Source organism: Acinetobacter sp. CE-15 (assembly GCF_051059255.1).
Lineage (GTDB): Bacteria > Pseudomonadota > Gammaproteobacteria > Pseudomonadales > Moraxellaceae > Acinetobacter > Acinetobacter guillouiae.
This window is the reverse complement of sequence record NZ_CP192737.1, coordinates 1,843,418-1,866,745: the sequence shown is the minus strand read 5'-3', so window position 1 is coordinate 1,866,745 and position 23,328 is coordinate 1,843,418. Positions and strand designations below refer to the sequence as shown.

23 protein-coding genes are annotated in these 23,328 nt (G+C 38.3%); 13 read left to right on the top strand and 10 right to left on the bottom strand.

The genetic code is table 11. The features are described from left to right. Window positions 1-12 precede the first annotated feature (12 nt). Window positions 13-498 (bottom strand): hypothetical protein, encoded by a 486-nt coding sequence (locus tag ACQ7EO_RS08580; RefSeq protein WP_244013044.1) that lies wholly within the window; start codon window positions 496-498, stop codon window positions 13-15. A gap of 265 nt (window positions 499-763) precedes the next feature. Here ACQ7EO_RS08580 and rpsF point away from each other — a divergent pair, with 265 nt between their 5' ends. From rpsF to dnaB, 4 genes are all read left to right on the top strand, one after another. Next, complete coding sequence (gene rpsF, locus ACQ7EO_RS08575; protein ID WP_004719337.1) at window positions 764-1,150, top strand: 30S ribosomal protein S6; 387 nt, start codon at window positions 764-766, stop codon at window positions 1,148-1,150. An 11-nt stretch (window positions 1,151-1,161) separates the two neighbouring features. Further along, on the top strand, window positions 1,162-1,389 hold the full coding sequence (rpsR, locus tag ACQ7EO_RS08570; RefSeq protein ID WP_004719336.1) for a 30S ribosomal protein S18: 228 nt from the start codon (window positions 1,162-1,164) through the stop codon (window positions 1,387-1,389). 9 nt (window positions 1,390-1,398) lie between these two features. After that, window positions 1,399-1,845, top strand: coding sequence for a 50S ribosomal protein L9 (gene rplI / locus ACQ7EO_RS08565; protein ID WP_004719333.1), 447 nt, complete (start codon window positions 1,399-1,401; stop codon window positions 1,843-1,845). Between the two features lie 219 nt (window positions 1,846-2,064). Next, the gene (dnaB, locus tag ACQ7EO_RS08560) at window positions 2,065-3,510 is read left to right on the top strand and encodes a replicative DNA helicase (protein ID WP_004719332.1); all 1,446 of its coding nucleotides are present in this window, start codon (window positions 2,065-2,067) and stop codon (window positions 3,508-3,510) included. A 57-nt stretch (window positions 3,511-3,567) separates the two neighbouring features. Here the strand turns inward: dnaB and ACQ7EO_RS08555 are convergent, their stop codons facing one another. After that, window positions 3,568-3,990, bottom strand: coding sequence for a DUF4259 domain-containing protein (locus tag ACQ7EO_RS08555; RefSeq protein WP_004719330.1), 423 nt, complete (start codon window positions 3,988-3,990; stop codon window positions 3,568-3,570). A 283-nt stretch (window positions 3,991-4,273) separates the two neighbouring features. Between ACQ7EO_RS08555 and alr the strand changes: the two genes are divergently transcribed. After that, entirely contained in the window at window positions 4,274-5,347 is a 1,074-nt protein-coding gene (alr, locus tag ACQ7EO_RS08550) for an alanine racemase (RefSeq protein WP_434279392.1), read from the top strand. A gap of 66 nt (window positions 5,348-5,413) precedes the next feature. Here the strand turns inward: alr and ACQ7EO_RS08545 are convergent, their stop codons facing one another. The 5 genes from ACQ7EO_RS08545 to ACQ7EO_RS08525 all read right to left on the bottom strand — a co-directional run bounded on the left by ACQ7EO_RS08545 (window position 5,414) and on the right by ACQ7EO_RS08525 (window position 10,009). Then, entirely contained in the window at window positions 5,414-5,842 is a 429-nt protein-coding gene (locus tag ACQ7EO_RS08545; protein WP_004719325.1) for a BLUF domain-containing protein, read from the bottom strand. Window positions 5,843-6,176: 334 nt separating this feature from the next. Next, window positions 6,177-6,911, bottom strand: a complete 735-nt coding sequence (locus tag ACQ7EO_RS08540) for a proteasome-type protease (protein WP_004822453.1) — start codon at window positions 6,909-6,911, stop codon at window positions 6,177-6,179. A gap of 73 nt (window positions 6,912-6,984) precedes the next feature. Beyond that, entirely contained in the window at window positions 6,985-7,764 is a 780-nt protein-coding gene (locus ACQ7EO_RS08535; RefSeq protein ID WP_434279391.1) for a transglutaminase family protein, read from the bottom strand. After that, window positions 7,761-8,369 (bottom strand): alpha-E domain-containing protein, encoded by a 609-nt coding sequence (locus tag ACQ7EO_RS08530; protein ID WP_004822456.1) that lies wholly within the window; start codon window positions 8,367-8,369, stop codon window positions 7,761-7,763. The genes ACQ7EO_RS08535 and ACQ7EO_RS08530 overlap by 4 nt, the downstream gene beginning before the upstream one ends. A gap of 38 nt (window positions 8,370-8,407) precedes the next feature. Further along, window positions 8,408-10,009 (bottom strand): circularly permuted type 2 ATP-grasp protein, encoded by a 1,602-nt coding sequence (locus ACQ7EO_RS08525; protein WP_434279390.1) that lies wholly within the window; start codon window positions 10,007-10,009, stop codon window positions 8,408-8,410. Between the two features lie 310 nt (window positions 10,010-10,319). On the opposite strand from ACQ7EO_RS08525, the gene ACQ7EO_RS08520 reads away from it, so the two are divergent. Beyond that, complete coding sequence (locus ACQ7EO_RS08520; RefSeq protein WP_004719313.1) at window positions 10,320-11,315, top strand: helix-turn-helix transcriptional regulator; 996 nt, start codon at window positions 10,320-10,322, stop codon at window positions 11,313-11,315. 520 nt (window positions 11,316-11,835) lie between these two features. Here ACQ7EO_RS08520 and ACQ7EO_RS08515 read toward each other — a convergent pair. Further along, on the bottom strand, window positions 11,836-12,774 hold the full coding sequence (locus ACQ7EO_RS08515; RefSeq protein ID WP_434279389.1) for an ADP-ribosylglycohydrolase family protein: 939 nt from the start codon (window positions 12,772-12,774) through the stop codon (window positions 11,836-11,838). Window positions 12,775-12,898: 124 nt separating this feature from the next. Continuing rightward, window positions 12,899-14,779: a tRNA uridine-5-carboxymethylaminomethyl(34) synthesis enzyme MnmG gene (gene mnmG, locus ACQ7EO_RS08510; RefSeq protein ID WP_004719311.1), complete on the bottom strand. Its 1,881-nt coding sequence runs from the start codon at window positions 14,777-14,779 to the stop codon at window positions 12,899-12,901. A gap of 259 nt (window positions 14,780-15,038) precedes the next feature. On the opposite strand from mnmG, the gene ACQ7EO_RS08505 reads away from it, so the two are divergent. The 7 genes from ACQ7EO_RS08505 (at window position 15,039) to purD (ending at window position 22,321) form a co-directional block, all read left to right on the top strand. After that, on the top strand, window positions 15,039-15,461 hold the full coding sequence (locus tag ACQ7EO_RS08505; protein ID WP_004719309.1) for a hypothetical protein: 423 nt from the start codon (window positions 15,039-15,041) through the stop codon (window positions 15,459-15,461). A gap of 329 nt (window positions 15,462-15,790) precedes the next feature. Beyond that, on the top strand, window positions 15,791-16,666 hold the full coding sequence (locus tag ACQ7EO_RS08500; protein WP_262086412.1) for a bile acid:sodium symporter family protein: 876 nt from the start codon (window positions 15,791-15,793) through the stop codon (window positions 16,664-16,666). 128 nt (window positions 16,667-16,794) lie between these two features. Continuing rightward, a complete protein-coding gene (gene prmA, locus ACQ7EO_RS08495; RefSeq protein ID WP_004822468.1) occupies window positions 16,795-17,697 on the top strand; it encodes a 50S ribosomal protein L11 methyltransferase in 903 nt (300 codons plus the stop codon). 21 nt (window positions 17,698-17,718) lie between these two features. Beyond that, window positions 17,719-18,579 (top strand): zinc-ribbon and DUF3426 domain-containing protein, encoded by an 861-nt coding sequence (locus tag ACQ7EO_RS08490; RefSeq protein ID WP_004822471.1) that lies wholly within the window; start codon window positions 17,719-17,721, stop codon window positions 18,577-18,579. 375 nt (window positions 18,580-18,954) lie between these two features. Further along, the gene (gene fis, locus ACQ7EO_RS08485; protein ID WP_001086304.1) at window positions 18,955-19,224 is read left to right on the top strand and encodes a DNA-binding transcriptional regulator Fis; all 270 of its coding nucleotides are present in this window, start codon (window positions 18,955-18,957) and stop codon (window positions 19,222-19,224) included. 94 nt (window positions 19,225-19,318) lie between these two features. After that, a complete protein-coding gene (gene purH, locus ACQ7EO_RS08480; protein WP_034613392.1) occupies window positions 19,319-20,893 on the top strand; it encodes a bifunctional phosphoribosylaminoimidazolecarboxamide formyltransferase/IMP cyclohydrolase in 1,575 nt (524 codons plus the stop codon). 144 nt (window positions 20,894-21,037) lie between these two features. Further along, window positions 21,038-22,321, top strand: a complete 1,284-nt coding sequence (gene purD / locus ACQ7EO_RS08475) for a phosphoribosylamine--glycine ligase (protein ID WP_004822476.1) — start codon at window positions 21,038-21,040, stop codon at window positions 22,319-22,321. Window positions 22,322-22,416: 95 nt separating this feature from the next. On the opposite strand, the gene ACQ7EO_RS08470 is transcribed toward purD, so the two are convergent. Next, window positions 22,417-23,079, bottom strand: coding sequence for an RBBP9/YdeN family alpha/beta hydrolase (locus ACQ7EO_RS08470; RefSeq protein WP_434279388.1), 663 nt, complete (start codon window positions 23,077-23,079; stop codon window positions 22,417-22,419). Window positions 23,080-23,328 lie beyond the last annotated feature (249 nt).

Genomic DNA, 23,328 nt, shown 5'->3' with positions numbered 1-23,328 from the left:
TGAGTGACCCAATTAACTTCCAAAAAAAACAGAATCATGCTCAAACCGAGCAAATAACGCATCCATTTTTCCCGCATATTTCATATCCAGTTGATGCCATAATTTTTTCGGAAGTGGAATAAATTCTAATGTGTCGGAACCATCAGAAGCTTTACAGAAACGGATTTCATACTCAGGTTGTAAAATTTCATTGAGTGCCCGTAGTGTGGTATCACGATCAGCACCTTCTCCTTGATAAGGAATCAACAATGATTTTTCACCATAATGAATTGTGATGCTAAAACCTTGTTGATTATCAGCATCTTCAAGTTCAGCAGACAATTGTCCAGTTTCTAAAATATTTTCACAATAGCCAATAATTGCATCATCCTCCTCTCTCCAATCCACCACCATGACAATGTCATAACGACCATCAAAAACATCAAAGTAGAAGTCTTGTGTAGGGTTTTCGATATAAGATTCAATGGTTTCCAGTTTTTCAGCGCTGTAATTTGTCATTTTAGCGGTCCATATTTTTATTCATTTTCAATCTAAATAGGTACAAGATGAAATTCAATCTCGGGTCTGTAAAATTTAGTGGTTATTCCAATAAATATTTGAATATTAAATTGTGTTTGCGCGCAAACTTTCCTATAATAGGCGCTCGCAATTTTTGCGGCACAATCTATTGGCTTTTAAACTGTTGTTTAAAGTTTATGCTGATTGTGACTCCTTGCTTCAATCTTTTTAAGGTTGGGGCTGTATAAACCGTAAGGAGCTGACAATGCGTCACTACGAAATCGTAATTCTGGTACACCCAGACCAAAGCGATCAAGTTGTGGGAATGGTAGAACGCTACATTTCTCACATCAAAGATGCTGAAGGTCAAATTCACCGTCTTGAAGATTGGGGCCGTCGCCAATTGGCTTACCCAATTAACAAAATCCATAAAGCGCATTACATTTTAATGAACATTGAATGTAACCAAACTACGCTTAATGAATTAGAAGAATTGTTCCGTTATAACGATGCAATCCTTCGTAACGTGATTATCCGTCGTGAAAACGCAATCACTGAAGAATCTTTACTCGCTAAGAGTGCTGAAGAAAAACGTGCGCGTAAAGCTCAACGTGAAGAAGCACAACAAGCTCAAGATTCTGTTGAAGCATAAGGAGAACATCAATGGCACGTTTTTACCGTCGTCGCAAGTTCTGCCGCTTTACAGCTGAGAACGTTACGTACATCGACTACAAAGATATCGACACTTTAAAACAGTACATCACTGAAAACGGCAAGATTGTTCCTAGCCGTATTACAGGTACTAAAGCTCGTTACCAACGTCAATTAGCGCTTGCTATCAAACAAGCTCGCTATTTAGCGTTGATTCCTTACACTGACAATCATAAGTGAGGTTGAGCCGTGGATATTATTTTATTACAACGCATTAAAAACCTTGGTAAATTAGGCGATAAAGTTTCAGTTAAAGCTGGTTACGGCCGTAACTACCTTATCCCTCAAGGTAAAGCAGTTGCAGCGACTGAAGCGAATACTGCTGCATTTGAAGCTCGTCGTGCAGAACTTGAGAAAGGTGAAGCTGAAGTTTTAGCTGCTGCTCAAGCACGTGCTGACCAATTGAACGAAGTAAACATCGTTATCACTGCGAAAGCTGGTGATGAAGGTAAATTATTCGGTTCAATCGGTACTCGTGATATCGCTGACGCGTTAACAAATGCTGGTCTTGTTGTTGACCGTGCTGAAGTTCGTTTACCGAACGGTGCACTTCGTCACACTGGCGAATTTAACATCGCAATCCAATTGCATCATGATGTTACTGCTGAAGTTCTCGTTACTATCGTATCTGAGTAATTTCTTGCAGAAAAAAAGAGCATACTTTTGTATGCTCTTTTTTTATCTTTAAATTTTACCTCGGATCAGCTGAAATTGTTTCTAGTTGATTCATTCCCCTACTTATCGGTATTACTGTTAGATACTTTTAGTATTTTGCATTAAGATAAGTGAGTACTTCAGTACACACGTACATTACGTAAATAATGTTTTTGCACGATTTAAAAATCAAGGTTTTATATGTCTCAGGCAACTGCCACAGCTCAACAGAATCCCTTCAGCACTGATGCAAAAAACAAAGACAATGCTCAGTTAAAAGAGTTTCGTACGCCTCCTCATAACTTGGCAATTGAACAAGCTGTACTGGCTGCATTGATGACGGTTGCTGAGTCTTTTGAACAAGTCAGTGATACTTTGAATGAAACTGATTTTTATGCAACACGTCACAAATATATCTTCCGTGCAATCGAAAAACTGGCACAAGAAAACTCTCCATATGATGCAGTTTTAGTCAACGATTGGCTGATTAAGCAAAACTTGCTTGATGCAATTGGTGGTGAAGAATATTTAATGCAATTGATGTCCGATTCACCTTCAAGTTTCTATAACCTAGAAACCTATGCGGGCAAAATCAAAGAATTTTCAACGTTAAGAAGCATGATTAAAGTAGGCAATGAAATCCTGCAAAATGCTTATGACACCAAAGGTCGTGAAGTCAGTGAAATTCTAGATCTTGCTGAAACCAATATTTTCTCTATTGCAGAACAACATAATAATAATGCCAAAGCACAAGGACCAAAAGCCATTACCTCAGTTGTAGCAGACGTTTTTGATAAGTTAAATGAACTTTCTCAAATGGAAGGCAATATCACTGGTTTAACCACAGGTTTTATGGAGTTAGACAATAAAACCTCTGGTATGCAAGCTGGTGATATGATCATTGTTGCTGCACGTCCGTCGATGGGTAAAACAACCTTTGCCATGAACCTTGTAGAAAGTGTGTTATTTAACTGTGATCTGCCAGCACTGGTTTTCTCTATGGAGATGCCAGCAGACTCTATCGCCATGCGTCTCATTTCAGCATACGGTAAAGTCCATCAAGGGCATTTACGTTCGGGTAAACTTGACGGCGATGAATGGTCTAAAGTCACTGGAACCATTTTACAGCTACAAGAAAAACATCTTTATATTGATGATTCATCTGCACTGCCACCAACGGAACTTCGGGCACGTGCACGACGTATTGCCAAACAACATGGCGGCAAGCTGGGTTGTATCATGATCGATTATCTGCAATTGATGAAAGTACCAGGCATGGGTGATAACCGTGTTGGTGAGATTGGTGAAATTTCACGAAGCTTAAAGGCCCTTGCCAAGGAAATGATGTGCCCTGTTATTGCACTGTCACAGCTTAACCGTTCTCTGGAAAACCGTCCAAATAAACGTCCGGTAATGTCCGACTTACGTGAATCAGGTGCAATCGAGCAGGATGCCGATTTAATTATGTTTATTTACCGTGATGAGGTTTATAACAAAGAGTCGAAAGAAGCAGGCACAGCTGAAATTATCATTGGTAAACAACGTAATGGCCCGATCGGGACTGTGCGTTTAGCCTTTGAAGGTCAATACACGCGCTTTAGTAATCTATCGCCTGAGTATTATGCGCAATATCAAGATGAAGAATAATGTTGATCAATAGATTTAGCATCATTTAACACTGCTGTTGAGATGAGATTTTAATCTTCAAATCTTAGAACTTAAAGTCTCTCTCAACGTTTCAATATTCTTAGTCCATTCATCATAATCATCTGAATCTTGCCAAAGCTCATCCAATTCAGAGTTTTCACTGGTCAATAATAATAATGCAGTCAATGCTTTGGGAATAAGCGCATAATTGACATTGTTTTTATTTTGTTCAAGCCATTTTTCTACAGGTTCAGGATAATATTCATTTTCTTCAATCCCTTCACCAAATGATTTAGCTAAAACATCAGCCGCAGCATGCGCAATACAACCAATATCGGCATCGATAAACTCTTCGGTTGCCATATCAATCATTTCATCAAAAGCTTGTTCAATGACAACATGCCCATCTTGCTCTTCAAACTCATAGGCCCAATCACTTGCAGTATCATTTCCAAATGGTTCATGTGACCATGTTCCCATATACCCTCCGAAATAAATCCTTAAATTTAAATATAAAATGTACGATTTTATTTAAAAAATAAAGTGCAATATCTTTACAAATTATGTGCAAAGCGCTTAGCAAAAATTTTATCGATACAAAATCAATAAACCATTCAAAACACAAATGTTTATGTTTATTTAAAGCTGATAGGACTACAATATTTAGCGTTTTAAAGCTGCACTTTTTTTAAAGTTAGGCTTTTATCTCTATTTATGCGATTTAGCATTATTCAATCTTTGCCATTCCTCAGGAGTAACTAGGGTGCGTCAAGCAACAGTTTATATTGACAGTGAAGCACTGCAATATAATTTAAACCGAGTCAAACAACTTGCACCAAGCGCTAAAATTGTCAGTATGGTTAAAGCCAATGCATATGGACATGGCGTCAAGGACTGTTTAGCCGCCTTAAATGCGACTGATGCCTTTGGTGTCGCCTGCCTTGCTGAAGCCTTAGAGATTCGAGCATTAGGCTATCAACAACCGATTACTCTCATCGAAGGTATTTTCAGCGCTGATGAAATGATTAGTGTTCTTGAAAACAACCTTGAAATCGTTGTACATCATCAACCACAATTGGCTTGGTTACGTGCACATAAAAAACAATATATCGACAAAGGTTTAAAAGTCTGGGTAAAACTCAATAGCGGTATGAACCGATTGGGTTTTAAGGTGGCTGAAATTATTGAAGTGATTCAATCACTCAAAGCAGAAGGTTTTACCTGTGTGCTGGCCATGCATTTTGCCAATGCAGATGCGGATCATCACCCGTTAAATGAACAACAGAAAGATCAATTCTTACAGGTAAAAGCTGCTTGTGAACCGATCTTAGCTTCCTGCTGCAATTCTGCTGCCATTTTTAAATGGCCTGAACTGAATTTTGATTTTGTACGTCCAGGTATCATGCTTTACGGCGCGTCTCCCTTTGCAGATCGAAGCGTTGCTGAACTAGACATCAAACCTGTCATGAGCTTTACCGCTGAAATTATTGCACTCAATCATATTCAAGCAGGTGAATCTGTAGGCTATGGCTCTACATTTTTCTCCAAAAATGAAATGGATATCGCCATTGTTTCAATAGGCTATGGGGATGGTTATCCGCGTACTTTTCCTCAACAAAACTATGTCAGCATCAATGGTCAAATGACAGCGATCATTGGTCGTGTCGCAATGGATATGATCGCAATTGATGTCACTGGTTTAGATGCACCGCTAGGTACAGTCGTTGAACTGTGGGGCAAAGATCGTTTGGTTGATGATGTGGCTGCTGCCAATGGTACGATCGGTTATGAGTTACTCTGTCGTATGAGTGCTCGCCCTATCCGTAAAAAACTTTAAACACGCGTTCTCGATTCAAGATGAAAATCCAAGCCATCGCTTGGATTTTTTAAGAGTTTTCAGATTTCAGACAAATTCTTCTGGCTGTTCAATCTCATAGAGTAGTTTAAGTAATGTCGGGATATCCTGCTCATCTAAACTTAATGGGCGAAAATGGTTATAGCCCTTACTCTCGAAGTATTGTTGAATTTTGCCATTTCGTCTCACGTATTTCATAGACCACTGTGAAAAATGCCCTTGCTCAACATGGCCTGCTCTAAACAGCTTGATCTGATGATGTCTTGGATCTTTATGCAATTTTTCCAGTACATGTAAGATAACCACTTCCTCACCTTCTAGACATTGAAAAAAATGCTCATCTGCAAAATACAGAACGCCTTGAACTTGATGAAGTATATTAAAATCTCTCGCTTCACCTAAAATATCTCTTAAATCATTGAGTATTTGATGATGGGGTGAAGTTGTTTTACTTGCATAGCATAATTGAAAAGTCATGTAATTCTTCTATTTTTAACTTTCATTATTTATAAACAATTATTTGCGATCATACAAGTCTTAACATTTTATTATTTAATTGTTTATCATTTTTTTATTCGGATTGCTTTACAGCACATACATAATAACCATGCTCTTTAATTTTTTTAATTTAAAACAGTGATTTAATATATATTTATCATTAAAAACACAAAGTAAATCATGATCCACCTAGTCAATTGTCTCGATATAAATTTTAGAATAAAAGAAACATAGAATTGAATTTATGCAACCTCTTTATAATTTTTAATATAAAAAAAGCGAGATTAAACTCGCTTTAAAAGCACATAGAGTATTATTCAAAATAATCATTGGTCGGTTTAGGTAAATCTTGCAAACCTTTCTTTAAAGTTTCAGACCATTGTTTGCTGATGTGTTGAAAATAAGGATCACTGTCGTTAATTCGCTTGCCTTTTGGCACCTCTAGGCTGTCTTTAAGATAAATCATCGCATCTAATGGCATACCAACAGATACATTTGAACGTAAAGTCGAATCAAATGAAATTAAACTACAACGTAACGCTTCATCTAAAGGCATATCATAACTTAAGGCACGATCTAAAATTGGTTTACCATATTTACTTTCACCAATTTGGAAATAAGGCGTATCACTGGTTGCAGAAATAAAATTACCTTGCGGATAAATATTATAAAGCTGCATTTCCTCTCCACTGATCTGACCACCAACCAACAAACTACAATAATAATTACTTTGCTCTTGAGTATCTTCAGTGACATCTGCAATGACTTTGCGTAGGGTTTGCCCAACCAATCCTGCGACCTCGAACATCGTATTCACGCTATACAAATTGGGTTCTTGCTTAAGTGCCAAATGATTTTCTAAATGTCCAATCACCGCTTGTGTCGTTGCAAGGTTGCCAGAAGTTTGAATACAAATAAAGCGTTCGCCTTTTACCCCAAACGTATAAAGTTTTCGATATACAGAAATGTGATCGACTCCAGCATTGGTTCGGGTATCACTAATAAATACTAAACCTTGTTTGAGTCTTAAAGCACAGCAATACGTCATGAAACTACCTATACAACTAAATTTGAGATTAATCACATTCTGCAATTATTCACACTATTTACCATTGCCACCACTAACATGCAAGCACTTGAACAATAGAGTACATGGTTTCAGTGCCACCTTGCTCTCTTACTCCACGAACGGGTGCAACATCCCAATAGTCGCGTCCAATCGCCACATAGACATGTGATTCTGGGCGGAATAATTGATTACTGACATCAATAACATGCCATTTACCATCTAAAAATATCTCTGTCCAAGCATGACTTGCCAAATGCGATTGATTATTTACATATAAGTAACCAGAAACATAGCGAGCTGGTACCCCCAATGCTTTCGCCATCGCAATCAAGACATGACTATGATCTTGACATACCCCTTGTCGTGCTGAAAAAGACTCCATTGCGGTATGCGTTACTGTGGTACTTGCGCTGATATAAGGCATATGTTGCAATAAAGCTTCTGCTAATTTTTGGAAATTCGCCCAATGCTTATGCGTTAGATACTGTTCAGCAAAAGCAATCATTTCTGTATTGCACAAGGTTGCAGTGGTTGGCTGTAAAAAAACCACAGGTGATACCTGATCTTCTATACCAAATTGATTGTCTACATTAATATCGACAATCCCCTGCGCCATAATGGACATTTGTTGATAAGGCTCAATTTGCGAACTGGTCAACCAGACATTATCAAAGGCATCTTTTTTAATGTGTTTTTCACCGGGAACACTGACATGCCAACCCGTCACCTGTTGATGCAAATTAGACTGTGGTGTCATCTTGATATACTGAATACTATTTTTTGCCCATTCAGAATATTGGTAATGCGTTTGGTGATTAATCATCAGTTTCATAAGCGATCCAATTCAAATAATGAGTCAATATGGTCACTAAAATGATAATAATTCATACGGTCTGGTTGGTTTTTTAGTTCTTCCCAAACTTCAGGCAAACTACACATACCATGTTGATCTAAACGATCAATCAAATGATTCAATTGTGTCAAAGTCACTGATTTATCTTGATTCAGACGTAATTGACGATCAAATTGTTCCATTTTTTGCCCTAAGCTAAAAAATAGAAACAATAATTCATCATCCTCTGCCTCTAAAACATCATTACATTCTTCACAAACATCACAAATAAAACCAGCATTTTGCTCTGCCTGTTGTAATAACTGATTTAATTCGGCAAAGGACTGTGCTGAAATCACCCCACGTAAATCATGAATATTATTTTTGGCACATAAAAAATGCTGATGAAATGATGCAGGTTGCTCATTGTCTAAAATCAATTCATTTAAAGAACTTGCATCAAATGCGGGTAAACAAAAAGCATGTGCATAGTCTAAAGCCAATTCATTGGTTTTAAATGGAAATTGGCTACACAAATATTGAATACGGGTTAAATAGCGTCCTAACCAAAAAATATTCTGTGCATTGGTACTGAGTAAAATCATGTTTGCTCTCCTTTGGCTGGGATTATTTGAAGGTGGGGCTAAATTGAATATTCATCAATTACCCATGTATCCTTAATTCCACCACCTTGTGATGAGTTGACCACCAGTGAACCTTGTTGCATCGCAACACGAGTCAAGCCACCTGGAACAATTTCTATGCGTTCTGGTGAGCTGAGAATAAATGGTCGTAAATCAATATGACGTTCAGCAATTCCTTGGGAAGTTAGTGTTGGTGCAACAGATAAATTTAAGGTGGGTTGAGCGATATACGCAGAGGGTGAAGCCATTAACTTCATTTTAAATAGGTCAATTTCTTGTTCAGTTGCTTTAGGACCGATGAGCATCCCATAACCACCTGAACCTTGAGCCTCTTTTACCACCAATTGATCCAGATTTGCCAAAACATAATCCAAAGCTTCAGCTTCACGGCATTGATACGTCGGTACATTGGACAAAATTGGTTTTTCATTTAAATAATAAGCAATCATTTGATCCACATATGGATAAATCGACTTATCATCTGCAACGCCTGTACCAGGTGCATTAGCAATCACCACATTTCCACTTAAATAAGCAGACATTAGCCCTGCAACACCTAAAGTGCTATCAGGTCTAAAGCTTAATGGGTCTAAAAAACCATCATCCAAACGCCTATAAACTACATCAACCTGTTGACGCCCACGGATAGTTTTCACATAAACCTTGTCGTTTTCAACAAAAAGATCACGTGATGTCACCAATGGCACACCCATTTCCCTTGCTAAAAATGAATGTTCATAATAGGCGCTGTTATAACGTCCTGGTGTTAAAACCACGATTGTGGGGCAATCTACTTTTGAATTTTCAGCCAAAACATCACGCAACAATTGTGGATACAACTCAATATTGGCAACGTGTTGATTGCATAATTCAGGCATAAGTTTTTGACTCATCTTACGACTTTCAAGCATATAGGACACACCTGAAGGCGTACGTAGATTATCTTCTAAGACAAAAAACTCACCTTTGCAGTCCCGAACAATATCAATTCCACTGATTTGACTGTAAATATTTCCATTCAAGCGATGATTCATCATCACTGGTTGATAAGCTTCATGAGAAAGCACTTGTACTGCTGGGATTAAACCTTCTTTTAAAATATTTTGTTGATTATAGATATCAGCTAAAAATAAATTTAATGCTTGAATACGCTGTGTACAGCCTGCTGCAATCTTGTTCCACTGTTGCTTGGCAATCACACGCGGAATTAAATCAAACGGTATGGTGCGATCAATTCCCGATTTTTCACCATAAACCGCAAAAGTAATTCCTTGATATAAAAAATGTGCTTTGGCTGTTTCATTGAGTTTCTCAAGTTGGTAAATGCTGTGTTGAGATAACCAATCTTCGATTTTTTCAGCAGTTTCGGGCGAAAGAACCTGATCATCCGTCATTTCATTAAAAAAAACCGAGTTCATCTGTTTAAGTAAATGATGTGAGGCTTGTTGTGCATCGAAATTTAGATTAATGGCCTGTTGAATATTTCCTATCTGTTGTTGATTCGTCGTTTCAGTTTTTTCTTCTGCCTCAGCAATTGGCAAAGCGAAGCGATCTGCATAATTCTCATTGCTTGAATTTGTATCTATGGTTTCTTTTAGCATACAAACCTCTTTTTATCTTCTCTAATGGCTTCTTTAATAATGCAATATCAATGCCAAAATATTATTAAATCGCCATATCCTGTATTCTTCACCTGTACAATTAAATCTTTCTGGCTCAGTTTTATTAATTCATTGTTTGCTATTGCACTCAATGTGAGTTTTGATCGAACTTGTTTCAAAATTTTTTAGCTAATATTTTCAACACCTAAGCGACTAGTCACAGGATATAACTTGCAGAATCAGTTTTAATTTTCTATTGTGTAGCTGATTTATTTCCCTTAAACATTCACGATTCCATTGATACCAAACCATGTCTGCACAAGAAAAAGAAACTTCCAATAGCCTCTATCGCCAATGGCAAATCCTGTCCCGACTCTCTACGGGGAAGTGGATGGGCACACGTGAATTACAAGAAGTTTTAGAACGTGAAGGGATCGAAATCAGTTTACGTACGATTCAACGTGATCTAAATCAGATTGCTCAACGCTTTCCTATCGAGAGTAACAAAACCGTACCACAAGGCTGGCGTTGGCGTTCAGATGCCCCGATTCAAAGTCTGCCGCATATGACCAGCTCGCAAGCAGTCACGTTTATGATGGTTGAAGAACATTTAAAACACCTGCTTCCACCGAGTTTAATTGATGAAATGAACCCTTGGTTCGATTTGGCACGGCGTAGCCTTTCTACGCAGAACAATGTTCGACAATGGATTAACCGTGTTCGAATTGTGCCTGCTAGCCAACCAGTAATCCCACCTCTGGTGGAAAGACATGCACAGCAAGCCATTTATGAAGGACTACTACAAGATAAACAAATTGAATGTGTTTATCGTGCACGCGGTTATCAGGGTGAAGAGAAAACCTATACTCTAAATCCTTTAGGTTTGGTTCAAAAAGGTGCAATTATTTATTTGATTTGTACGCGTCATGACAAGACAGAAGTTCAGACCTTTGCATTACATCGTTTTAAATCTGCAACTGTTTTAGATTTACGTGCTTTACACCCAGTCAAATTCGATATTGATGAATATATCGATTCTGGTGCGCTGGGCTTTAGAGTCGACTTTTCTCGACCGACCGAAAATGTTGAATTAAAATTAGTCATGCACGAAGATGATGCACAATACTTTACGGAGAGCCAACTCAGTAAAGAGCAAAAAGTTGAACAACTCAATGAAGAGTTGTATCAAGTCAGTGCTGTAGTTCCATTTACCTCACAACTGGTATGGTGGTTAAGAAGTTTTGGTAAAAAAATTGTCCGAATTGAGCCTGTTGAAGTGTTTAATGCGGTACATGAAATTGAATAAGCTAGCGACTTCACCCAAGCCAAGATAATCAAAATAAAAAGAGCCTTTCGGCTCTTTGATTTATTGTTTTGATTGTTGTTTTTAAATTTTATTGTTTTTGCGCTGATATAAAGCCCATGTCACATTTTTACATGTCCACAAGACATGGGATTTATTGGAGTATGTTAAACATCACATGTTACAGCACGCGAGTTCAGCACTATTGTAGCGGATCGATTTCATTGTCATGATGTTCACCTCTCGTTTGAATGTAAATTGACTATAACGATAATTTTGCAAACTGAAAAATAATTAAAACTGCTTTGTTTTTCATCAATTCTGTTTAGGAGTTATTTTTATAAAGTTAGATTGGATCTGTGTAGTTAAAATATGCCTTTAAAAATAAATCGTAAATTTAGCCTTAACAAAGATAAGTGAGATGATTTTTTAAAAGATACCTCCTAATAAGATCAAATTGGACTGTAGAGTTCATAAAATCAAAGCGCCATAATTGCCCTTTGATTTACATAAATATTTGCCTTTAAGCTGGCACATTGGAGAGTAGTTTGGCCAATAAGGGTTCAACTAAATCTTTAGCTCTGAGCTGCGCTAACCATGACTCTGGAATTGAATCAAAACCAAAATATAATCCAGCGATTCCTCCTGCGACACAAGCCGTTGTATCTGTATCTCGACCAAATGCAATGGCTGTTTTAATGACATCTTGATATGTTGTTTGTTTTAATGCATATCTAGCCGATTTTAAACAATCAACCACATAACCACTGCCTGTTCCCTTTTCCAATTCATCAGGTCGAATATAATATTCTAGTTGTTCTAGATCATCTGGCTTATCTTTTAAATAAGCACGTAATTTTGTCACTGCATCAGACCAAGCAGCTGCAATATCCAAACCATTTAAAATAGACCTTGCCCATAAACAATATAAAGCACAGCAAACTTTAGAACGTAAATGCGCATGTGTGACATGTGATTGCGCATAAGCATCTTCAATCAACTGTATATCTGAACCTTGATGCCAAATTGCTAGAGGTAATACCCGCATCAATGAACCATTGCCATTTGCGAGTACATCATTATTTGCAACCTGTAATAAGGGCACACCAGACAGATAGTTTCTTATGGCTTCAGCAGTTTGTACTCCAACATCAAATACTTGAAAATCCACAGCCATATAACCACATTGATACCAGTTACATATGCGTTTCATAAAATCTTCTGTATCCATTTTATTTTTATAAAGTAATGAATCCAAAAGGCATAAAGCTTGTGCGCCATCATCTGACCATGTCCCTGCTGGAATATGAGGATAGGTCTTTGCAAAATTATTCGGTGGAAGCATTTCAATTTGGTCATAGGCTGGTAACTGCTCAGCTAAGAGAAATTCATAAGATACCCCTACAGCATCACCTACCAACAAACCATAGATTGCACCTTTTAATTGATCTTGTTTTGTCATGTTTTACTCTAGAATCTACTTGCTTTTTATATTGTCATAATGACAATATATTTTCAATAAGAATCCCCCTTTGCTATAGATAATAAAAAACCCGCATATAGCGGGTTTCTTACAATTCAACATCTTAAGCTGATTTTCTCGCTTGGTTATTTTTACGAATTGTAATCATCACCAATTGAACAGCAGCAGGTGTTACCCCCGGAATACGGCTGGCTTGTGCCAATGTTTCAGGTAATACATTTTTCAGTTTCATGGTGATTTCACGAGAAAGCCCTGAAACGATATCATAATCAAAATCAGCAGGAATTTTGGTGTCTTCCAAACGCTTCATTTGCGCAACATCTTCTTGCTGACGATTGATATAACCTTCGTATTTCACAGCAATTTCAATCTGCTCACCAACAAATGCAGATACTTCAGAACCAGTTAATTCAGCAATTTGTGCAAAGTTAATGTTTGGGCGTTTAAGTAAATCGATTGCAGAACATTCTTTAGAAAGATCAGCACCCGTCAATTCAACGAATTTTTTACCCATTGGATTGTTCGGTGCAGCCCAAAGGTGTTGTAAACGACCTGTTTCTTTTTCAACTGCTTCCATTTTTTCACAATAAGAAGCCCAACGCTCATCATCAACCAAGCCCATTTCACGGCCAATTGCTGTTAAACGTTGATCAGCATTATCTTCACGAAGCATCAAACGATATTCCGCACGAGAGGTAAACATACGGTACGGTTCTTTGGTACCTAAGGTAATCAAATCGTCGACCAAAACGCCCATATACGCTTCATCACGTTTAGGCGTCCATTGCTCTTGATCCCATGCACGACGTGCAGCATTTAAGCCCGCCAATAAACCTTGTGCACCAGCTTCTTCATAACCTGTTGTACCGTTAATTTGACCTGCAAAATACAAGTTATTAATCGATTTGGTTTCAAGTGAGAATTTCAAAGACTGCGGATTGAAATAATCATATTCAATTGCATAGCCTGGACGAAGAATGTGTGCATTCTCCATACCACGGATTGAGCGTACCAACTCAAACTGCACATCAAATGGTAAAGATGTTGAAATACCATTTGGATAAAGCTCGTGTGTATCCAGCCCTTCTGGCTCAAGGAATACCTGATGCGAATCTTTATCTGCAAATTTATGAATTTTATCTTCAATCGATGGGCAATAACGTGGACCTACACCTTCAATCACCCCGGTATACATCGGCGAACGGTCTAAACCACCACGAATAATCTCATGAGTACGCGCATTGGTATGCGTGATATAGCAATTTACTTGCTCAGGATGCATCGAAGCATCCCCCATAAATGACATGGTTGGTGATGGGAAATCACCCGGTTGTGGAATCATCACAGAAAAATCGACAGAACGCGCATCAATACGTGGTGGTGTACCAGTTTTTAAACGACCTACTGGCAGGTTTAATTCACGTAAACGAGCTGCTAACGAAATTGATGGTGGATCGCCTGCTCGTCCACCTGACGAATTATTTAGCCCAACGTGAATCACGCCACCTAAGAATGTACCTGTGGTTAACACCACAGTTTTCGCATCAAAGCGAATACCCATTTGGGTCACTACACCTTTAACCGTATCGCCTTCAACAATTAAGTCATCTGCAGATTGTTGAAAAATATCTAAATTGGCTTGATTTTCAAGTGTATGACGAATCGCGGCTTTATAACGGATACGGTCAGCTTGCGCACGAGTTGCACGTACAGCTGCGCCTTTACGCGAGTTCAAAATACGAAATTGAATACCGCCCTTGTCTGCAGCCAATGCCATTGCACCGCCTAAGGCGTCAATTTCGCGAACAAGGTGAGATTTACCAATACCACCAATGGCTGGGTTACAGCTCATCTGCCCTAAAGTCTCAATGTTATGAGTCAAAAGCAGAGTCTGTCGACCCATACGCGCCGCAGCCAGTGCCGCTTCCGTACCTGCGTGACCGCCACCGATAACAATGACATCGTAAACTTTAGGATAATGCATAGTGATAAATGAGAGATAAAAGAATGACAGGAAATTATAGCAAAATTTTACTTCTAGTTTTAGGCAGTTTTACAAATATTATTTCCCTCAATCATGCGTATGAACGATTAAACATCTCTTATACATAGGCAACATAAATTGACACTTCGTTTCATGACTGCCCTACAAATAGAATTTAACTTATCAAAAACTCACGATACGATAGACAATACACGGACAAATTATTTTTTTCGAGACTTTATATTTAAGGAATATCATGATGAAAAATACCATGTCTAAAGTAATTACAGCATCTTTACTCAGTTGTGTTGCATTTAGTTTTGCCCATGCTGCTGATGAAAACACCAGCAAAGCCGAAGTGAAAAAGCAAATTCAGGTATGTGCCAAGAAAAAACAAGGTGACTGGGTCACCTACGCCAATAAAGGTGTAACTTTTAACGGTACATGTGAACCAAATGAAAATGGTAAATTACAATTTAGCTTTCCAGCACCTGCAGGTGGCAACCCAACTGCCGCTGCTGCAGCGCCTGAACCAGCGATTGAAAACCGCCCAGCTGTAGAACAATCTGCTCCAGCGAGTGCAGATGCACCAGCAACAAATGATGCATCACAAGCAGAACAGCCTGCAATGGAGCAACCGAGTCAAGCCGCTCCAAGCGAAGATCCGATCCAAGCGCAATAATCTGCTTTAGGCATAAATACGTGCATTTATAAATACCTGCTTTTATAAATAGCATATATGAGCAAAAAGGTGTTCCATTAAAAATGGAGCACCTTTTTTATTTCAAGTCTGTGCGTAGACTTGATTAATATCAGTATCCATATAGTTTTACGTCTACGATGAATCAATTGTTGTTCGGCCTAATGCTATATATTTAAAACACATATTTTCAAGAAGATTTCTGAGTCATAGATTTCATTTTTCAATTCGATACCTTTCGATTACACTCAAATCGAGAACGGAATATTCACATATTGAATTGATGTAAAAACAACAAAAAGGATGAAACTATGGATTCAGGGATAATTACCATAATGCTTCCCCTCGCCCTCGCCATTATTATGATTGGACTAGGTTTAGAACTTACTCCAAAAGATTTTGCGCGAGTTTCTAAACACCCTAAAGCTGTATTGATTGCGTTATTCTGTCAATTGGTACTTTTGGTCGGTATTGCTTTTATCATTTGTAAGGTACTTGCACTCCCACCGTTGCTTGCCGTTGGTTTAATGTTGCTTGCAGCCTCACCTGGAGGAAGTACCGCCAATCTATTTAGTTATTTATTTAAAGGTGATATTGCACTTAATATTACCTTAACTGCAATTAACTCAGTCATTGCTGCCTTTACCTTGCCTTTGATCGTAAACTTTTCGATTCAATATTTTATGAATGATGGGCAACAAATCACCATGCAGTTCAGTAAAATACTGCAAGTCTTTGCAATTATTTTAATTCCTGTGTGTATCGGCATGCTCATTCGACATTATGCGCCACACTTTACTGAAAAATTAAGTAAACCTTTAAGAATTTTCTCAGTGGTGTTTTTGATTCTCATTATTATTGGGGCAATCACCAAAGAACGTGCACATATCATGGAGTACCTGACTCAAGTCGGCCTAGCCACGGTGATTTTCTGTATTTGCAGTCTGGTTATTGGCTACTTTGTTCCAAGATTACTCGGTATTAATAGTGCTCAAGCACGCGCATGCGCATTTGAGATCGGCATTCATAATAGTACCTTAGCCATGACGATTGCGTTGACTGTCATCGCAAATTCTACTGTCGCAATGCCTGCAGCGGTTTACTCAATCTTTATGTATATTTTCGCTGCTATTTTTGGTGCCTTAATTTCAAGACGTGCAGCAACTGAAACTGAACCTGCGATATAAAGTCATCATGTATCTCAACTAAAATGGATGCTTAAGCATCCATTTTTTATTTTGCTACTGAATATAAGCGTAACTTCCCAGTTTCGGCTACAATACTGCCTTTAAAGAAAACGATTTAGGTCTTTGCCGTGAAGTGGTTACAAATTCATATTACTGTAGAACAAGCTCAAGTTGATTTTACTGAAACCTTGTTAAGTTCTTTAGGCGCAGTCAGCGTGACATTAGATGATGCTGAAAACCAAGACTTGCTTGAACCACTCCCTGGCGAAACTCCGCTATGGAATAAAGTGATTGTTACAGGAATCTACGCGCAAGAAGAAGGCGAAGACATTGATGTAACAGCACTAGAAACATTTATTCGCACCCAACTCCCAACTGAACCGATGCGTAGTGAATTTCTTGAAGACCAAGTATGGGAACGTTCTTGGATGGATTACTATGAACCAATTCAAATTGGTGAAAAGTATTGGATCGTACCTGAATGGATAGAACCACCAGAAGCGGATGCAGTCAATATCAAACTTGATCCAGGCTTAGCGTTTGGTACAGGTAACCATGCATCTACTTTCCTTTGTCTGCAATGGTTAGGCAAAACCGATGTTAAAGATAAAGTGGTGATTGATTATGGTTGTGGTTCAGGCATCCTCGGTGTTGCAGCACTGCTTTTAGGTGCAAAGAAAGTCTATGCAACAGATATCGATCCACAAGCTGTCTTGGCGACCAAACAAAATGCTGAGCTAAATGGCGTTCTTGAAAATCTTTATGTTGGATTACCTGAAGAGTTCAATGCAGAATTTAAAAACCAACAGGCGGATATTTTGGTTGCAAATATTCTGGCAGGCCCACTTATGTCTCTTGCTAAAGAATTCTCAACTTTGATTAAATCTGAGGGAGAGTTCGCACTTGCTGGCGTAATTGAAGAGCAAGTTACTGATGTTTCTAGTATTTATTCTGAATTTTTTGATATAGTAGAAGTCGAGAAACGTGAAGAAACCTGGTGCAGAATTTCTGGGTCGCGTAAGGCTGTTTAATCTATGAAAATTTAAATATTTATGACCGAAAAACAAACCCGATGCCCAAATTGTGCTTCAGTTTATAAAGTATCAGTTACGCAACTCACTGTTGCGCAGGGTATGGTTTGTTGTCCGAAATGTTCACATAATTTTAATGCATTAATTCATTTACAAAACAGTCAACCTGCTCAACCCAAGATCGATCCTGAGACTGTCGTGCAAAGTCAGGCACAAAACCTCATTACGACGAAACGACAAATCGAAACCAATGTTTTAGATATTTTTAATCGTAAAATTGAAAACTCCAATATTGATTTAAGAACATACTTAAACAATTTGAATTATTTCAACAATGAGCCAGTCAATAACATTCCAAGCTTAAACCTATCACAAGGTTTAAATAACCACGGACAACATTTAGTAAAACCCAAAAGTACGTTTTATTATCTGGCGTGGAGCTTGATCAATCTTGCTTTACTCAGCATTTTATTATTTCAAATCCTTTGGTTTAATCCAAACTTAACTGATCGTTATCCGTTTTTGAATACTGTCTTTACCCAAACCTGTGCCGTCTTACAGTGTGATACTGTTGATCAACGCTATAAACAAATTGTGATTAGCCATCTTAAAGTTAAAGCACTTGATAGGCAGGAGACTCAATTTTCAGGTCAACTCAATAACCAATATTCTAAAAGCTTAGAATTACCCCTCATAAGAGTCACTTTAAAAGCTCAAAATAAGGTCATTGCTACACATGTGATTACACCTGAGCAATATCTGATTGAAAGTTTAGTTGGAATTAAGCGTATTCCTAAAAATAGCCCATATCCTTTTAAATTTGTTGTTACAGAGCCAAGAAAAAGTTTTGATCAGTACCAATTAGACATTATTCACCCTTAAAATTAAAAAAAATTATAAAAAAATGAAAAAAAATGTAGTTTTCTTGCTCATTTTTTCTTAGACAATGGTATCATACGCGCCACGAAAGCTTTGTCCTGCAAACTCCTCGCATTTTTTCAAAAAAAATACTGTTTTGTTATGTGCTTTATATCCAATATCGCGCATGTAGAACATTTTTTTGTTTAAAAGAGTGTTGTAACAAATATTAATCTATTGTTACGCTTATTTTTCACTCAACTCGACGATTTGTGGCAAGCTAATTGTTCTTGTTTTAGAGCCAACCGTTTTAGGATCTAAAACGGAGCTCAGATTTTTTTAGACCACATTTATATATTACTTTACCCAAGTAATATTTTGATTTTCGGATTAACTCGCATGAATAGCAAATCTCCTATTTTTACTGCACAATCTGACGTCGCTCTTCGTATTCACGTAGATCGCGCAGTTCGTCACTATTTTGCACAATTGCAAGGTGAGCAACCATCACAAGTGTACGACATGGTGCTAGCAGAAATGGAGAAACCTCTTTTATCTGTTGTCTTAGAATACACACGCGGGAATCAGACTCGCGCTGCTGAGATTCTCGGACTGAACCGTGGCACTTTACGCAAAAAGTTAAAAGCTCACGGTTTAATGAGTGAATAAATGATAAAATGCTCACGGCTTGCGTGGGCATTTTTTTTACCTATATTTTGCCTACCTGTTCAATCTCTAGACTTAAAAACTGTTGACGAAGATCATGACTATTAAACGCGCTTTAATCTCTGTTTCTGATAAAACCGGGATCGTTGAATTTGCCCAGAACCTTGTTGCTCTTGGGGTGGAAATTTTATCTACTGGCGGTACATATAAGTTGCTTAAAGACAACAATGTGGCTGTAGTTGAAGTTTCAGAGCACACAGGCTTCCCAGAAATGATGGATGGTCGTGTAAAAACACTGCATCCTAAAATTCATGGAGGCATTTTGGCTCGTCGTGGTCTAGACGAAGCTGTCATGGCTGAACACAACATCGATGCAATCGATCTTGTTGTCGTAAACCTTTATCCTTTTGCTGCTACTGTTGCTAAACCAGACTGCTCGCTTGCAGATGCAATTGAAAATATTGACATTGGTGGCCCAACAATGGTTCGTGCAGCTGCGAAAAACCATGCTTCTGTGGGGATCATCGTAAATGCAACTGATTATGAAACTGTAATTGCAGAACTTAAAGCGGATGGTGCTTTATCTTATGCGACTCGTTTCGATTTAGCGGTTAAAGCATTTGAACATACTGCCCAGTATGACGGCATGATTGCTTCTTACCTCGGTGCACGTGTTGGTAAAGAAGAAGGTCAAGCTGACAAATTTGCTCGTACTTTCAATACCCAGTTAAATAAAGTACAAGATCTTCGTTATGGTGAAAATCCACATCAATCCGCTGCTTTCTATGTAGAATCGACTGCAACTGAAGCATCAGTTTCAACTGCTAAGCAGTTACAAGGTAAAGAACTTTCTTATAACAATATCGCGGATACAGATGCAGCACTTGAATGTGTCAAATCATTTGCAAAACCAGCGTGTGTCATTGTTAAACATGCAAATCCATGTGGTGTTGCAGTATCGTTAGACGGTCTTAAAGCTGCATACGATCTTGCTTATGCAACTGACCCAGAATCAGCATTTGGTGGCATCATTGCATTTAACCGTGAGTTAGATGTTGTTACAGCTCAAGCAATTGTTGACCGTCAATTTGTTGAAGTGATTATTGCACCAAGTATTGCCGATGGTGTACTTGAAGTGACTGGCGCAAAGAAAAACGTCCGTGTTCTGGTATGTGGCGAACTTCCTAAAATTGATGAACGTGCTTCACAATACGATTATAAACGTGTCAATGGCGGTTTATTGGTTCAAGACCAAGACCTTGGCATGATCACTAAAGATGATCTTAAAGTAGTGACTAAGCGTGCCCCTACTGAAGCAGAAATCGATGATTTAATCTTTGCTTGGAAAGTTGCCAAATACGTTAAATCCAATGCTATTGTTTATGCTAAAGGCCGTCAAACCATTGGTGTTGGTGCTGGTCAAATGAGCCGTGTAAACTCTGCACGTATTGCCGCGATCAAAGCTGAACATGCAGGTTTAGTGGTTGAAGGTGCTGTTATGGCATCTGATGCATTCTTCCCATTCCGTGATGGTATTGATAACGCTGCAAAAGCTGGTATCAAATGTATTATCCAACCGGGTGGTTCAATGCGTGATGAAGAAACAATTGCAGCAGCAGATGAAGCTGGTATTGCAATGGTCTTCACGGGTATGCGTCATTTCCGTCACTAATTCACAATAAATCATTATTTAAAAATCCCCCTAAGTCCCTCTTTTCATAAGAGGGACTTGTCACGAACTACAGGACTCTTTAAATTCGTGATACCCCTTCCTGTATAAAGGGAGGTTGGGAGGGATTAAAAAAGGATACATAAGATGAACATATTAGTTTTGGGTAGTGGTGGTCGTGAACATGCATTGGCATGGAAAATTGCGCAAGACGATCAAGTCACTAAAGTTTTTGTTGCACCAGGAAACGCGGGTACAGCAACTGAACATAAATGTGAAAATGTTGCTTTAGATATTCTCAACAACCCTGCCATTATCGACTTTGCAAAAAATAATGCCGTTGACCTCATTATTGTTGGTCCTGAAGCACCGCTTGTAAATGGTGTGGTGGATGCAGGACGAGCAGCTGGCCTTAAAATTTGGGGACCAACCCAATTTGCAGCACAACTTGAAGGCTCTAAAGCTTTCGCCAAACACTTTTTAAAACGTCATAACATTCCTACAGCATTCTATGATGTATTCACTGAAGTGGATGCAGCCAAAGCATTTGTAGAAAAAAATGGCGCACCAATCGTAATTAAGGCAGATGGCCTTGCTGCGGGTAAAGGCGTCATTGTTGCGATGACCAATCAAGAAGCGTTTGATGCAATTGATGACATGCTTGCAGGCAATAAATTTGGTGATGCAGGTTCGCGTGTTGTTATTGAAGAATTCCTTGAGGGTGAGGAAGCATCGTTCATTTGTATGATTGATGGTGACAACATCCTTCCTATGGCAACGTCACAAGACCATAAACGTATCTTTGAAGCTGACCAAGGTCCAAATACGGGTGGTATGGGTGCGTATTCCCCTGCCCCAGTTGTGACTGCAGATGTTTTTGACAGAGTCATGAAAGAAGTCATGCGTCCAACTGTAGATGGTATGAAGGCTGATGGTCATACTTACACAGGTTTCTTGTATGCTGGCTTGATGATTGATGAGCAAGGGCAACCTCGTGTCATTGAGTTTAACTGCCGTTTTGGTGATCCTGAAACTCAACCGATCATGATGCGCTTAAAATCTTCTTTGGTTGATTTAGTTGAAGCCGGTATTGCTGGTAACTTACCCGCTGAAGCTGCGTGGGATGAGCGTAAAACTGTTGGTATTGTGCTTGCGTCTAAAGGCTATCCTGAAACTTCGAGCAAAGATGACGTGATTTCAGGTTTAGATACCCAAATGACAGATGCGAAAGTTTTCCATGCAGGTACAGCAAACAATGCCAATGGTGATGTAGTGACTGCTGGCGGTCGTGTACTTTGCGTAACTGCATTGGGTAACACAATTGGTGAAGCGCAAGCTAAAGCCTTGGAACTTTGCCAAAAAGTGACTTTTGATGGTGTTCAATATCGTAAAGATATTGGTTACCGTGCGATTGCTCGTGAAAATGCTTAAACTCGATTGAGTTGTAAAACCCGCCAAGGCGGGTTTTTTTATTTGGTAAATTTTTAGTGAGTAATGCTCTTCCAGAATAATAAATATAAGATTAATTACCTTGATTGATTTTGCGCTGAATCATTTGAACCACCGACCTCATCAACACCACCAATGACCATTTGAAGCCAATCTAATAATTGAGGAAATTCCCGATATCCATCACTGGCTAGAAAATGTCCAGCATTGGGAATAATTTCATATGGAAACGCCAATTTTTCTGCCAACAAGATACTTAAATCAGTTGGAACATATTGATCATTACTCGATATAAACATTTTCCGATTCAATATTTTATTTTTAAAAGAAAAATCCTTATTCGTTTCAGTGATATATGAATCCAGCTGAGGTAGTACTGCCAATTTATTCGAAAATCCCGATACACAGACAACACCACCTATCTGTTGAAAATCAGATTCAGACAGGAAATCAAGCAACGTAATACATCCTAAACTGTGCGCAACAAAAAATGTATGCTGATCAATTTGAGCAATATTATTTTTTAAGGTTTGCTTCCACTGTAAAAGCTTTGGATTGCTGGAGTTCGGCAATGCGATCTTTACAACTCTAGTATTTTTATCTTGTAAATTTTTCTCAAGATAATTAAACCAATGATCATCCACATTTGCACCATAACCATGAATGATATAGACATTATTTTGAGCATATGCAGTATTTAGCAATAAAAAACTGCTTAAAAGAAAGATGATTAATTTCATTTATCGATCTCTTTGAGTTAGATAAGATCTCCATGTTAAAGTATGACAGTGGTGTCAATGTCAATCACTGTTTGAATAAAATCCCTCCATTTCGCCTAGCACCCCCTAATAATGTTTATCACTGTACTGCTATAGGTACAGATCTAATTTTATTTTACTTATTCAAAAAAAAGATAATAAATCCTAAAAAATTTATATATTATGAATAAGTATAAAATTTAAACATTTATCGTTTAGCATTCAACAAAA

What these genes read in the sequence shown, in the direction of transcription:
- ACQ7EO_RS08515 (WP_434279389.1), bottom strand. Translation starts at nt 12,774, where the DNA reads ATGACAAAACAAGATCAATTAAAAGGTGCAATCTATGGTTTGTTGGTA.
- ACQ7EO_RS08545 (WP_004719325.1), bottom strand. Translation starts at nt 5,842, where the DNA reads ATGACTTTTCAATTATGCTATGCAAGTAAAACAACTTCACCCCATCAT.
- dnaB (WP_004719332.1), top strand. Translation starts at nt 2,065, where the DNA reads ATGTCTCAGGCAACTGCCACAGCTCAACAGAATCCCTTCAGCACTGAT.
- ACQ7EO_RS08520 (WP_004719313.1), top strand. Translation starts at nt 10,320, where the DNA reads ATGTCTGCACAAGAAAAAGAAACTTCCAATAGCCTCTATCGCCAATGG.
- ACQ7EO_RS08500 (WP_262086412.1), top strand. Translation starts at nt 15,791, where the DNA reads ATGGATTCAGGGATAATTACCATAATGCTTCCCCTCGCCCTCGCCATT.
- rpsR (WP_004719336.1), top strand. Translation starts at nt 1,162, where the DNA reads ATGGCACGTTTTTACCGTCGTCGCAAGTTCTGCCGCTTTACAGCTGAG.
- ACQ7EO_RS08470 (WP_434279388.1), bottom strand. Translation starts at nt 23,079, where the DNA reads ATGAAATTAATCATCTTTCTTTTAAGCAGTTTTTTATTGCTAAATACT.
- purD (WP_004822476.1), top strand. Translation starts at nt 21,038, where the DNA reads ATGAACATATTAGTTTTGGGTAGTGGTGGTCGTGAACATGCATTGGCA.
- rpsF (WP_004719337.1), top strand. Translation starts at nt 764, where the DNA reads ATGCGTCACTACGAAATCGTAATTCTGGTACACCCAGACCAAAGCGAT.
- ACQ7EO_RS08505 (WP_004719309.1), top strand. Translation starts at nt 15,039, where the DNA reads ATGAAAAATACCATGTCTAAAGTAATTACAGCATCTTTACTCAGTTGT.
- ACQ7EO_RS08490 (WP_004822471.1), top strand. Translation starts at nt 17,719, where the DNA reads ATGACCGAAAAACAAACCCGATGCCCAAATTGTGCTTCAGTTTATAAA.
- ACQ7EO_RS08540 (WP_004822453.1), bottom strand. Translation starts at nt 6,911, where the DNA reads ATGACGTATTGCTGTGCTTTAAGACTCAAACAAGGTTTAGTATTTATT.
- mnmG (WP_004719311.1), bottom strand. Translation starts at nt 14,779, where the DNA reads ATGCATTATCCTAAAGTTTACGATGTCATTGTTATCGGTGGCGGTCAC.
- ACQ7EO_RS08580 (WP_244013044.1), bottom strand. Translation starts at nt 498, where the DNA reads ATGACAAATTACAGCGCTGAAAAACTGGAAACCATTGAATCTTATATC.
- purH (WP_034613392.1), top strand. Translation starts at nt 19,319, where the DNA reads ATGACTATTAAACGCGCTTTAATCTCTGTTTCTGATAAAACCGGGATC.
- fis (WP_001086304.1), top strand. Translation starts at nt 18,955, where the DNA reads ATGAATAGCAAATCTCCTATTTTTACTGCACAATCTGACGTCGCTCTT.
- ACQ7EO_RS08530 (WP_004822456.1), bottom strand. Translation starts at nt 8,369, where the DNA reads ATGATTTTACTCAGTACCAATGCACAGAATATTTTTTGGTTAGGACGC.
- ACQ7EO_RS08535 (WP_434279391.1), bottom strand. Translation starts at nt 7,764, where the DNA reads ATGAAACTGATGATTAATCACCAAACGCATTACCAATATTCTGAATGG.
- ACQ7EO_RS08555 (WP_004719330.1), bottom strand. Translation starts at nt 3,990, where the DNA reads ATGGGAACATGGTCACATGAACCATTTGGAAATGATACTGCAAGTGAT.
- ACQ7EO_RS08525 (WP_434279390.1), bottom strand. Translation starts at nt 10,009, where the DNA reads ATGCTAAAAGAAACCATAGATACAAATTCAAGCAATGAGAATTATGCA.